Below are 11,459 nucleotides of genomic sequence, written 5' to 3' on the forward strand. Positions count from 1 at the left end.
TATCCCCAATCCAGAGGTAGATTACCTACGCGTTACTCACCCGTGCGCCACTCTACTCACTCCCGAAGGAGTTTTCGCGTCCGACTTGCATGTGTTAGGCACGCCGCCAGCGTTCATTCTGAGCCAGAATCAAACTCTCCAGTTTGAAACGTCAAGGCAACCAAGTTGCCGTAGAAACCTTACCTTGGTTCTTCTCGCTATTTATTTGTCAAAGACCGTTGCCCTTCCGGGCGCGAGGTCGGCGCCTCTACCGAGACCCCAACCCCCTGTCAAGGAGTTTTTTCCACCGGGGCCATCCAGCCCCGCTCCCGAAGGGACGCACCCCCTACAGAGGCCCATCCCTCGCTGTCAAGGACTTTTTCGCCCCCGACCCAAAAACTCCTTCACCTTTCAAAGAACCCCGCCCCCAAGACCTGCTCGCTCGCGGGAAGAAAACTCTTAGAGAAAAACCCAAACAGCGGTCAAGAAAAAATTGCGGAGGAATCGAAATTTTCTCAAAAGCTCATTCTTTTCGAGGAACAAGCGAGACAATCCGCCTGCCGCTCAACAATGCGGCCGCACACGACATCGAATCAAAAAGCCGGCCCCTACGGGCCGGCGGATCCTCTGGAGCCCACAAGCAGGATTGAACTGCTGACCTCGTCCTTACCAAGGACGCGCTCTACCTACTGAGCTATGTGGGCGATGCCGTCGTGGTCGGGATGAGAGGATTTGAACCTCCGGCCCCTTGAACCCCATTCAAGTGCGCTCCCAGACTGCGCTACATCCCGACAACGGAAGGCGCTTCTAGGCGTCCGACGCGGACTTTGTCAAACACTTTTTTGCCGCCATGCACATTTCCCTCCCACAGGGCCCCAACCCAAGATATCTTGGGTATTCATCGTTCTCCGAAGCGCAGCCCTTTCCGATCCGACGAAATTTTTCTATGGGCACCGCGTTCATCCCCACGTGCCTTCCCGCGGCTGCGCCACATGCCTCCTCGAGAAGGGCACGGGCCTTCCCACTATCCTTTGCGAGGCATCCCATGTCCACAATCACCTACCGCCCCATAGGCATCATTCATACCCCCTTCTCCGAAGCCCACGGCGCCCCCATCCAGCCCACAGGCGCGGCAGACGCAGAAGGCCGCGTCGAGCTCGACGCCTGCTACGCCCAAGCCCTGCAGGACATCGAAGGATTCTCCCACCTCATCCTCCTCTACCACTTCCACCGAAGCGGCCCGTGGAAGCCGCTGGTCGTCCCCTTTCTCGACACTGAAGTGCATGGGGTTTTCGCCACGCGGGCGCCGGCTCGGCCCAATGCCATCGGCCTTTCCGTCGTCCAGCTTTTGCGGCGGGAAGAAGCGGTGCTTTGGATTCGGGGGATCGACGTCATCGACGGCACGCCGCTTTTGGACATCAAACCCTACGTGCCGGCCTTTGACTACCCAGGCCCGGCCCGCTCCGGATGGCTCGAAGGAAAGGGCGCCCACGCCGCAACGGCCCGCGCGGACACGAGGTTCGCGCCCCAGAGACACCCCTAACCCAAGGACGGACATTCCCTCCGGGTACACAAAAAAATCCTGCCGACTCCCGTACACACTCTCCAGGAGGACCCATGCGCCTTGCCCAATACGACTTTCATGCCGTGTTCGAAGAAAACGCCGTGCTCCCGGAATTCAAAGGCTCGACCTTTCGCGGCGCCTTTGGCTGGGCCCTCAAGCGGGTGGCCTGCCCCATGGGAGAGCGGGACTGCCGCATTTGCCTCGTGCGCAGCCGCTGTATCTATCCCACGGTGTTCGAGCCCACCACCAACGACGCCCACGGCCTGGCGCCGCATCCCTATGCCATCATCCCCCCAACAACCCGAGAGCGGGCCTTCCGCAAAGGAGAATCGTTCGACTTTTCGCTGATCCTCTTCGGGTCGGCCACAGAGTATCTCCCGTATTTCATCGCAGCTTTTGAGCGCATGGGGCAATCGGGGATCGGCCGAGGAGAAGTGCGGCCCCGGGCGCGCTTTGCCCTGCAGGCGGTCTCGTACCGCGGCCAGCGCATCTACGACGCCCGCAGTCCCCACGTGCTCCAGGGCACTGCCCCCGACGAGCTGGATCTCGCCCAAATCCCTCCAGTTCCGGCCCGTGCCGTGGAAGTGCGCTGGCGCACGCCGGTACGCCTCAAGGCGGACAACCATCTCGCAGGAAAGCTGCCCTTCGACGTGCTCATACGGGGTGCTTTACGGCGTGTCTCCAGCCTTTTTCACGCCTTTGGCGCAGGCGAGCCGCCCCTGGACTACCGCGGACTGGCCAAGCGGGCGGCCTCCATCACCACCGCGCGCGACGAGCTGGAGTGGATCGACCATCGCCGCTTCTCCAGCCGCCAAGAGCGGGAAATGCTTTTGGGCGGACTGACCGGCAGGATTCTCTACCGCGGCGACCTCACGGAATTCACCCCCCTATTGACGGCAGCGGAAGTTTTACGAATAGGCAAACAAACTACATTCGGGCTGGGATGGATGGAATACCGAGTCATTGAGTAAGAAAACCGTATGGCGGAGAGGGAGCATGAACGAACAACGAATGCAGGCTCCTTGCCGGGTAGCGCTTGCCGCATTTCTGCACGACATCGGGAAATTCGCAGATCGCGCCCGTATCCCTCAAGCCGAAGACAAAGATCAAGAGATATCCAAACACCAAAGCCAGATACAGCTCTACTGCCCTCATTGGAACGAACGAGCGAGTCGTGTCCACGCAGCCCATACAGCTATCGCGATCGACCTTCGCGAAAAATGACTCATCGACCTCAAGGGAGACGACATACTGCCCTTTGCTGACGCACGAGATCGAAACAATACAGGGATGCAACCGCGACAAGGAGACTAATGGATGAACCACCAAACCACCAAATTCCTCAGCGCTGCAGGCTTGTTGCACGACCTGGGGAAGTTCGCCGAGCGGGCCGGTGATGTTTCCGACCATGACCCTGACCAGGTTCGGCAGGACTATCGCTATGCCCACGCTTATCACACAATGCGGGCGATGGAAAAGTGTTTCGGATCTGTGGTGCAACGGTGTCTGCCGGGGGAAGATCGTGACGCCACTCTGGTCAACCTGGCCAGCCGGCATCACAAGCCGACCACAGACCTGGGAAGGCTGCTGCAAAAAGCCGACTGGGTCGCATCGGGTCACGAGCGGCGAGAGGCGGACGATGCCAGCCTGGGCTATGAAACCGAAGGGCGAAATCGAAAATCCCAAATCCCCCTGATGTCCCTGCTGGGGCGCATTTCCCTGACCGGCCGGGGCGAGATTCGGTCCTACCGCTACCGTCTGCGCACTCTGCATGACGTACTCGAAAACCCAGAGCTGCTTTTTCCCTTGCCGGAAAAAGACTACCCGGCGGAGCAGGTCAAGGAGGATTATCAGGCATTGTGGACGAAGTTTGTCGAAGCGACCCGTGAATGGCGGGAAAAAGGGCTGGATCCCGCGGAGAGGGTTGAGGAACTGCTCGAATTGTTGCGCTCCTTTCAGTGGTGCCTGCCGGCTTCGACCAGGGCTGAAGAGCTTCCCGATATTTCCCTGTTCGAACATCAAAAAGGAACAGCAGCGGTTGCCGCAGCGCTCTATCAGTTCCAGAGCGGCAAGGAGAATTTGCTGAAAGGGCTTGGAGACGATCACGAACAAAAGTTTCTTTTGTGCGGATGTGATATTTCCGGCATTCAGTCGTTCATCTATCAGATCAGTTCCAAAGGCGCCTACCGGCATCTGAAAGGGAGATCTTTTCTATTGCAGGTTTTGGTTGAAACCGTGGCGCGCGACATCCTCTCGGTCTGTGGTCTGACAGGTGCGAATTTGCTGTATGCCAGTGGTGGCAAGGCTTATCTGTTGCTAGGGAACACCTCAGAAAATATTGCGTCCCTGAAAAAACTCCATACCAGATGCAACCAAGATCTCCAGAAAAAATACGGGCACGGCCTGTATCTGCGCATGTGTTGGCAGCCTCTGTCTGCAGAGGATTTATGTCGCCAAAGTGGCAAAACCCTGGCCCACATCTGGGAAGAATTGACCAGAAATCTGAGCCGACAGGATAAACTGCGGCTGGGTTATCTGTCTAAAGATGGCCTCCAGGCCTTCTTCGCCATCCCCCCTCAATGGCCGGAAGGAGATTGTCAGGTGTGCCACGCGCCCCTGTCCCAAAAGGGCAAGACCTGTTCGATTTGCGATGCCCTGGGGGATTTCGGCCGTCAGTTGGGCAAAGCGGACGCCTTGGTTTTGCGACGCCGAGATGACGGTCTGCTGCCTGGGGGCTGGGATGTCCGACCGGTCAGCATGGCTGACGGCAACCGTTCAGCAGGCCAGGGCGATGAGCATCTGCTCCTGCTGAACCGTGTCAGCAACCAGCCCCTAGGCGGATATGCCCGTACCGGTGCGATGATGACCGGGGGCAATCAGCATCCGCAAGACGATTTCGAGTCCATCGCCGAACAATCCCACGGGATCAAAAGACTCGGTATCCTGCGCATGGATGTCGACAATCTCGGAAAAATTTTTGCCGAAGGGCTAAGGCATTACTTGCATGGCAAAAACGAGCAGGCTTCCGAACGCTTTTATTCCCTGGGCCGGGTTACGACCTTGAGTTGGCAGTTATCAAGCTTCTTTTCCATCGTTTTGAAAAGCATTGTGGAGAACAAACCCGAGGCCCGAGACCGCGTCTCCATTGTGTATGCCGGCGGCGATGACCTTTTCATTCTCGGTGCCTGGGACGCCCTTCCGCAGCTCGCCGCCGAGATCCAGCAACAGTTCGGGCGTTATTGCGCCGACAACGAAATTTTCACCCTGTCGGGCGGTATCGTTTTGACCGCCGGAAAGTTTCCCATTTACAAGGGTGCGGAGTTGGCCGGAGAGGCCGAGGAGCAGGCCAAAGGTTATCGCCGGGGCAAAAACATGGAGATTGCCAAACGAGCTGTCAGCTTTCTGGGCACGCCAATGTCCTGGGAGGAATTTGCGCAGATCCAAAACTGGTACCAGCGTCTGGTCCAGTACTGTTCCACGGATGGCGGCGGCAGCTTGCTGCGTCATCTGCAACGTATTGCCGATCTCTGGCAGGAGCTGGTGCGGGAGCGGCAACAGGCCATGAACCGCGAGGGGCAAAAAGTCGACTTGCGCCAGGCGATCAGGGCCATCGAGTCGGAAAAATGGTGTTGGCGCATGGTGTACAGCCTCAAGCGTTACCAGCAGGCCCACCCGGATGCTGCGGCACTCGTTCACGACCTGCAGCATTTTACGACCCAAACTGTTCCCGGCGGCGACCGCAAGGGCATTGAATTGCTGGGAGTATTGTGCCGCTGGGTGGAACTCTATTTGCGCAAGGAAACAAGCCACATCGAAAGGAGGGCGGTTTAAATGACGAGAGAAGAGATTCAACAGTGGATTGTCACTGGGCCGACTGCTGCACTGATCAACAAGGCCGAACAATTTGGCAGGCGGTTGCAAGAAGGTGATTTGACGACCTCACAGATCCGCCAAGTGTTCACAAAGATGAAGAATATCGAGAGCAAGGGAATTGATTCCGGGCGTCTCGGCGACCTGTTGATGCTCAAGCCCTTAATTTCCTATGCTGCAGGCCGGAACTCAAGGTGCCGTGGTCTGCAGGAACTCAAGCGTCTGGTTTGTGACGGCATTGATCAGGTCGCTGCGGCCAGAGGCGACGAGCTGAGAAGTCGGTTCAAAAATTTTGTCAAACTTTTCGAGGCGGTTCTTGCTTACCACCGAGCCAGTGGCGGCAAGTGATTCAGGAGGACAAAAATGGTGACGCTGAAACTGGAAAAGAAAGTGTTCATCCGCGGGGAGATCGAACTTTTGACCGGCCTACATGTCGGGGGCTCATCCATCGGTCTAAGCATCGGCGGGGCGGACAAAGTTGTGGTGCGCAACCCCCTTACCAATCTTCCCTATGTGCCCGGCTCCAGCATCAAAGGCAAGCTGCGCTCACTGTTGGAAAAGGCCAACGGTCTGGTCAAGCTGGAGCAAGACAATGACAAATGGAAAGGCCCCATCTGTACCGACCCCAATCACCCCCTGATTCAACTCTTTGGTACGCCGGCGGATGCCGCCGGGGCTGCCGAAGTCTGGCATGCTCCAACCCGACTGGCGGTTCGCGACGGTGCTCTGCTCAATGAAGAAGAACTGGCCGAGGCCGAGGCGACCGATATGTACTGTACCGAGGTCAAAACCGAGGTCAGTATCGACCGCCTGACCAGTGCCGCCAACCCGAGGAACTTCGAACGGGTCCCCGCTGGAGCGCGTTTTGCCCTGGAGATGGTTGTCGATATTTACAACGTCGACAATGACAACGGCCTTGTGGATCACTACTTTCAGCTTTTGGCCCAGGGCTTGAGACTACTTGAAGACGATTATCTCGGAGGGCAGGGGAGCCGCGGCTACGGCCAGGTTCGGCTACGCAACCTCCAAGTGCTCGAGAAAACGGCTGAAGATTACCGTACCGGCACTGATGCCCACCTATCCGGGTATGGCAAATATTTCACACAAGGCGAACAGCAGGCGGCGGAGGCCTGATATGAAGACCTATGCCTATCACCTCCATTTCGATGCCCCGCTGCACATCGGCATCGAAGGGATAGGCCAGGAGCGGATCGAGGAGATCGTCGGATCGGACACACTCTGGGGGGCGCTCGTCCAGTGCTGGGCCCTGCTTTACGAGGACGACATCGCGGCCCTCGCGGCAGAGCCTGGCTTTCGGCTCAGTTCGGCCTTTCCGTTTCGCGGCAAGAGCCGATATTACCCCGTTCCGGCCCATTTTCTGGAAACCGTCGCTCCTTTGGCCGTTCAGCAAGGCTGGGATTTCAAGCCGCTGAAAAAAATTCGCTATGTGCGTGAAGATCTTTTTTCTGCCTTGAGTCGCGGGGAAAAGAATCTTTTTCCGACGTTAAACAACAGCGGCAGCTGCTGGCCGTCGCCGTTTCCGGGTACCGACAAAGATGATGCCGGTTTTTTCACGGTGCATCAGCGGCCACGACTGCGTATCGACAGACAAACCGGTGGCAGTGAAGAGGGAGGCTTCTTTTACTGCAGCGACCTATATTTCAAACCAGACTGCGGCCTGTATTTCCTAGTGCGGCTTAAGGAAGAGCTGCTGGAAAAATTCGAAGCAGCCCTGCGCCTTTTGGGGGAACAAGGACTGGGGGCGGACCGCTCGGTCGGTCGGGGGCGGTTTCACTTCACACGCTCTGCGGTGTCGTTGCCCGAACCTGACACCGACACGCCGTGCATCTTGCTGTCCGCCTGCCTTCCGTCCAATCGTGACCTGGAACTGGTCGATTTTTCTTCCAGCCGAGTGATTTTGAAAATACGACGCGGCCACGCAGGGGGTCCGGCCGTCAGTCGCTTGCGCCGGCCCGATCTTATTTTACTTGGTGAAGGGTCGTTTCTTTCCAAAGCACCTGAGGGGCACGTTCCAGTAGTCATCCATCGAGACAAGGGCGCGCCGCACGATGTCTACCGCTACGGGATGGCCTTTGTCGTGCCCTGTGCAGGGGGCTTCCAGGGGGGATCGGATAATGATTGAAAAGATACCCTTTGAAATTGAAATCCTCACGCCTGTCCACATCGGGGCCGGGGATGCCTATATTGAGGGATATGATTTCAAAAAACATGGCGATGACCTGGTCTTTGTCGATCAGGCACGCTTTTATCGACAGTTTTTTGCTCTGCCCGCGAACACCCAAAGAGCCTTGGAGAAAGCCCTCAATAGCGGCAAGATCATCGACATCGTCGTCGACAACGCTGCGTTTCAGGACGCTGTCCGCTACCGGGTATCCGCGCCCAAGGATGTGCGTGAGGTGAAAAAACAGATCCGTGAAGCCAGCGGCCTGCCGCTGCTCCCCGGAAGCAGCCTCAAGGGCAGTCTCATGACAGCCATTGTGGCCGACATCGCCCGAAGGAAGAAAGATGCTGTCGACCAGGCGGTACAAAGGCCGCCAGACAATCCTTTCAAGCCCGAGCGGGCCGACGACAAGCTGCTCGCCGACTTTTTGGGGGCAAACCCAAATGTCAGCCTTGGCAGGCTGTTACGCGTTGGCGATGTTGTTTTTACCCACGCAGAGACCCGCCCCGTTTGGTGCCGAACGGTGCGCCTCGACCAAAACAACCGGCTGAGCCGCAAAAACTTCATCAACGGTGTCGAGGCCCTGATGCCGGGGGGCAAGGGGATCGGTAGCCTTTCTTTCGATACCCGTTTGCGCCGCTGGGCGGTGGAAGAACATGGCTTCCCCCAGTCCTTTAACATGACCGCCGATGATCTCTGGAAGGCGTTGGCAGAACGCAGTCGGGCCCTTTTGCAGGCGGAGATCGAGTTTCTAGAGCGTTATGAAGGTGACTGGCAGCAGGACCTCCTCGCCTGGGCGCACAAACTGTTGCAACGGCAGCAGCAAGGTGGCGAACTGCTTCTCCCGGTGGGGTGGGGTATCGGCTGGCGGGGCATGACCGGAATGCTTTTGGAGCGCTACCTCCAGGGCCCGGACGGACGCACGCTCAGGGAAACGTTAGACCTGGCGAAAAAATACCTGGAATTCCCTTTCCCCAAGAGCCGGCGTCTTGCGCTGGTGGATCAGCATGCCCAACCTTTGGGGTGGGTGGCTCTTCGCCGGTTGCAACCTGAACAGGCTGCTTCACAGGTTGAGGATGCCGTTGCCGTGCGCGTTGAACGTTTGAAGGCCGGTGCAGCGATCAAGGCCGCCGCCGAACAGCGCCGGCAAGAAGAGGAGGCACGGCGGCGCGAGGCCGAGGAACGGGCTCGTCTGGAAGCCGAAAACCCGTGGCTTGTCTGGTTGCGACAGCTCAAGGACATCAACGACTGGGGGGCACTGAAACAGTTTCTGGATCGCTCGGAGGTTCAGGAGCATCAAGGTCGCGAAGACCTGGCCGCAGCTGTGCGTGAAGCCGCCGAGCGTGTGTATCATCAGCGACCCGACAAATGGACCGATGAGCGCACCGATCAGGTCAACCAGTGGCTTCAGCCTGCCGGGTTGACCTTCGAGGCGGCCAGGCCGGAGGCTGAAGAGGAGCTGCCCGAGGATGTCGCCACCATCGAGGCACTGAAGGAGTTTGGTGACTACCAGCAGGCAGGTCTGGATTTGACCGCGATGTCGAAGCCGGCTCTCGTAGCGCTGCGCGACAAAATGCGCCAGTGGGGCTGTGCCGACAAGAAGGCCAAAAAGAACAAGCAGCAGGCTTTGAAAGAGGTGGTGCAGGCGCTCAAAACCAAATAAGGAATTGGGGACCGACCGGTCCCGGAGGTCTCCTTCCCGTCCTTCAGATGGAACTTTTAGAAGATGGAACTTTTAGACATCCACTCTGCAGCATGCATTCCCTTGGGCTGGGTGGAGTTTTTTGGGGACGTCCCCGGAGGAGTCCACCCGCCCCCTCCCGATGCATAAAAATCGCTGTGCTCCTCCCGTCCTCTTGGGAAAACCCAGGAGGACGGTTATGAGCGCCGAACCTGCCCGCATCATCGCCCTGCCCCAAACTGAAGAACCGAAGCCCGCTCCGAAAGCGGCTCCTGAGCCCGACCCCTTTGCGGCCCTCGCCGAGGTATGCGGCCCCGCCCAACACGCCCAGGAGCGCCAGCACCGCCTGCTCGCCGAACTCGAACAGCTCAAAGGCGCCTGCCGCTGGCAAGAGGTGATCGACCTCGCCCATCCGGTGGAAAAACATCACCCCGAGCTCTGCGGCCACGGTCTTGATGCCGAGGTGCGGGCCGTGGTCGCCTTCGCCCTCGGGCAACTGGGGCGCTTCGACGAAGCGCTGGCGAAACTCGAGCGCTGCCTCGCCCAAGACCCCGCCAATTTCCGCTACCACTCCTCCCGCGGCTACCTCCTGCTGCGCAGCCTCCAGGCCGCCCAGGCCAAAGAAATCATACTCACCGGCATGGAGCGCAAAAAACACATCCTCGAGGCGCACGCGCATTTCCAGCAGGCCCAAAAGATCCTGCCCGACCGGGTGACCCCCTACTACCGCGAAGGCCGCCTGTATAAAGACTTCGACCGGGATCCCCAAAAGGCCATGCCTCTCTTTGCCCAAGCGGTGCGCAACTGGGAGGCATACGACGACGCCACCCGGAACGAACGGCACCAAGAGCGCAAAAATGCCGTCAAGGCCCGCTACGCCCTGGCCTCCTGCCTACTCGATGCCGGCAAGGCCGAAGCCGCCCTGGAGCAGGTCCGCCACGTACTGGCCGAGGACCAAGACTACCTCAAAAACGAACACAAGCACTTTGCCTTGGGCAAGATTCTCCATGCCTTGGGCCGTTTTCAGGAAGCCCTCTCGGCACTGGAAACCGCGGGTATGTTCACGCCGCCGGCAGAAGTGGACTACGTCTTCGAACTCATGGCGCGCTGTCACCTGGCCCTGGGCCAAGCGGGCAAAGGGCTGGCCGCCATAAACCGCGTCCCGCTCAAGGCACGGCGTCCTTACGTACGCTGGACCGAAGCCGATTGCCTCGTGGCCCTGGGCAAACCCACCCAGGCCCGCGCCGTGCTTCTGGAGGCGGCAGAGCGCGACCGCCGCGGGCGCCACAAGGCCTTCATCCGCCTGGCACGCATGGCATACCAGCACGGACAACTCGCCGACGCCGCCTCCTTTGCCCAGCAAGCAGTGGAATTTCATCGCCACACCTACGGTACCCCCTGCGCCGACGGCCTCTTTTGGGGGGGCAGTGGCAGCGCTGCGCGCCGGAGATGGTGATACTGCCCGGCGCCTGGAGCAAGAACTCAGCACCCACCGCCCGGGCTCCCCCTGGCTGCCCAAGCTGCGCCAGGCCCTCCACGACGACCCGAAGCCCAACGGCCGCCCTTGATCGGCCACTCTTTTGACTTCATCCCCCGGAGCCAGTATATGCATGCCCAACTCTGCAAGCTTCGTCCCAGACCCCCCGGGGGCCCTCCATGCTCCGCAAGAAACTGCCCATCGGCATCCAGACCTTTGCCAAGATCCGCCAGGAACATTGCTACTACGTGGACAAGACCCCCTTCGTGGCCAAGCTCGGTCGTGAAGGGGGCTACTTCTTCCTCTCCCGGCCGCGGCGCTTTGGCAAAAGCCTTTTCCTTGATACGTTGGCCGAGGCCTTTGCCGGCAACCGCGCACTCTTCACCGGCCTCTACCTGGAAGACCATTGGGATTGGGAGAAGCGCCACCCAGTGATCCGCGTGAATTTCGCCAGCGGCGTGCTGCACGACCCAAAGCACCTGGAAGAACACATCCACACCACGTTAGAGCGCAACGCAGAAGCCCTGAACGTATCCATCCCCGGACGCAGTACCAGCCCGGCCATTCGTTTTGACGAACTTATCCTGGCAGCGCACCGACACTGCGGGGAAAAAGTCGTGGTCCTCGTGGACGAGTACGACAAGCCCATCCTCGACAATATCACCGAGCCGGACATCGCCCGGCAGATGCGCGATGGGCTGCGCAA

11 protein-coding genes, 2 tRNA genes and 1 rRNA gene are annotated in these 11,459 nt (G+C 59.0%); 11 read left to right on the forward strand and 3 right to left on the reverse strand.

Annotated features, from left to right (window positions below):
• The 3 genes from BR00_RS01165 to BR00_RS01175 form a co-directional block, all read right to left on the reverse strand.
• Nucleotides 1–145 (reverse strand): 16S ribosomal RNA (locus tag BR00_RS01165); the annotation flags it as partial.
• A 462-nt stretch (nucleotides 146–607) separates the two neighbouring features.
• Nucleotides 608–683: transfer RNA gene (locus BR00_RS01170), tRNA-Thr, on the reverse strand.
• Nucleotides 684–693: 10 nt separating this feature from the next.
• Nucleotides 694–770 (reverse strand) — tRNA-Pro (locus tag BR00_RS01175).
• A gap of 254 nt (nucleotides 771–1,024) precedes the next feature.
• Between BR00_RS01175 and tsaA the strand changes: the two genes are divergently transcribed.
• The 11 genes from tsaA to BR00_RS01230 form a co-directional block, all read left to right on the forward strand.
• The gene (gene tsaA / locus BR00_RS01180; RefSeq protein ID WP_496475792.1) at nucleotides 1,025–1,522 is read left to right on the forward strand and encodes a tRNA (N6-threonylcarbamoyladenosine(37)-N6)-methyltransferase TrmO; all 498 of its coding nucleotides are present in this window, start codon (nucleotides 1,025–1,027) and stop codon (nucleotides 1,520–1,522) included.
• 74 nt (nucleotides 1,523–1,596) lie between these two features.
• Nucleotides 1,597–2,514, forward strand: a complete 918-nt coding sequence (gene cas6, locus BR00_RS01185; protein ID WP_281751801.1) for a CRISPR system precrRNA processing endoribonuclease RAMP protein Cas6 — start codon at nucleotides 1,597–1,599, stop codon at nucleotides 2,512–2,514.
• A 25-nt stretch (nucleotides 2,515–2,539) separates the two neighbouring features.
• Nucleotides 2,540–2,767, forward strand: a complete 228-nt coding sequence (locus BR00_RS01190) for a hypothetical protein (RefSeq protein ID WP_496475793.1) — start codon at nucleotides 2,540–2,542, stop codon at nucleotides 2,765–2,767.
• A 93-nt stretch (nucleotides 2,768–2,860) separates the two neighbouring features.
• The gene (gene cas10 / locus BR00_RS01195) at nucleotides 2,861–5,374 is read left to right on the forward strand and encodes a type III-A CRISPR-associated protein Cas10/Csm1 (protein ID WP_496475794.1); all 2,514 of its coding nucleotides are present in this window, start codon (nucleotides 2,861–2,863) and stop codon (nucleotides 5,372–5,374) included.
• Entirely contained in the window at nucleotides 5,375–5,761 is a 387-nt protein-coding gene (gene csm2 / locus BR00_RS01200) for a type III-A CRISPR-associated protein Csm2 (RefSeq protein WP_496475795.1), read from the forward strand.
• Nucleotides 5,762–5,776: 15 nt separating this feature from the next.
• Nucleotides 5,777–6,547, forward strand: coding sequence for a type III-A CRISPR-associated RAMP protein Csm3 (csm3, locus tag BR00_RS01205; RefSeq protein WP_496475796.1), 771 nt, complete (start codon nucleotides 5,777–5,779; stop codon nucleotides 6,545–6,547).
• Nucleotide 6,548: 1 nt separating this feature from the next.
• Nucleotides 6,549–7,556: a type III-A CRISPR-associated RAMP protein Csm4 gene (gene csm4 / locus BR00_RS01210; RefSeq protein ID WP_496475797.1), complete on the forward strand. Its 1,008-nt coding sequence runs from the start codon at nucleotides 6,549–6,551 to the stop codon at nucleotides 7,554–7,556.
• Nucleotides 7,549–9,258, forward strand: a complete 1,710-nt coding sequence (gene csm5 / locus BR00_RS01215) for a type III-A CRISPR-associated RAMP protein Csm5 (RefSeq protein WP_496475798.1) — start codon at nucleotides 7,549–7,551, stop codon at nucleotides 9,256–9,258. Before csm4 ends, csm5 begins: the two co-directional genes overlap by 8 nt.
• A gap of 217 nt (nucleotides 9,259–9,475) precedes the next feature.
• Nucleotides 9,476–10,732, forward strand: a complete 1,257-nt coding sequence (locus tag BR00_RS01220) for a tetratricopeptide repeat protein (RefSeq protein ID WP_496475799.1) — start codon at nucleotides 9,476–9,478, stop codon at nucleotides 10,730–10,732.
• A complete protein-coding gene (locus BR00_RS01225) occupies nucleotides 10,704–10,844 on the forward strand; it encodes a hypothetical protein (protein ID WP_496475800.1) in 141 nt (46 codons plus the stop codon). The genes BR00_RS01220 and BR00_RS01225 overlap by 29 nt, the downstream gene beginning before the upstream one ends.
• A gap of 88 nt (nucleotides 10,845–10,932) precedes the next feature.
• Nucleotides 10,933–11,459 (forward strand): AAA family ATPase (locus BR00_RS01230; RefSeq protein WP_496475801.1); only part of this gene is annotated, 527 nt, incomplete at its 3' end.

Source organism: Thermodesulfomicrobium thermophilum DSM 16697 (genome assembly GCF_059568695.1).

Coding starts and splice junctions, on each gene's coding strand:
- BR00_RS01220 (WP_496475799.1), top strand. CDS start 9,476: ATGAGCGCCGAACCTGCCCGCATCATCGCCCTGCCCCAAACTGAAGAA.
- csm4 (WP_496475797.1), top strand. CDS start 6,549: ATGAAGACCTATGCCTATCACCTCCATTTCGATGCCCCGCTGCACATC.
- tsaA (WP_496475792.1), top strand. CDS start 1,025: ATGTCCACAATCACCTACCGCCCCATAGGCATCATTCATACCCCCTTC.
- csm5 (WP_496475798.1), top strand. CDS start 7,549: ATGATTGAAAAGATACCCTTTGAAATTGAAATCCTCACGCCTGTCCAC.
- csm3 (WP_496475796.1), top strand. CDS start 5,777: ATGGTGACGCTGAAACTGGAAAAGAAAGTGTTCATCCGCGGGGAGATC.
- csm2 (WP_496475795.1), top strand. CDS start 5,375: ATGACGAGAGAAGAGATTCAACAGTGGATTGTCACTGGGCCGACTGCT.
- cas6 (WP_281751801.1), top strand. CDS start 1,597: ATGCGCCTTGCCCAATACGACTTTCATGCCGTGTTCGAAGAAAACGCC.
- cas10 (WP_496475794.1), top strand. CDS start 2,861: ATGAACCACCAAACCACCAAATTCCTCAGCGCTGCAGGCTTGTTGCAC.
- BR00_RS01190 (WP_496475793.1), top strand. CDS start 2,540: ATGAACGAACAACGAATGCAGGCTCCTTGCCGGGTAGCGCTTGCCGCA.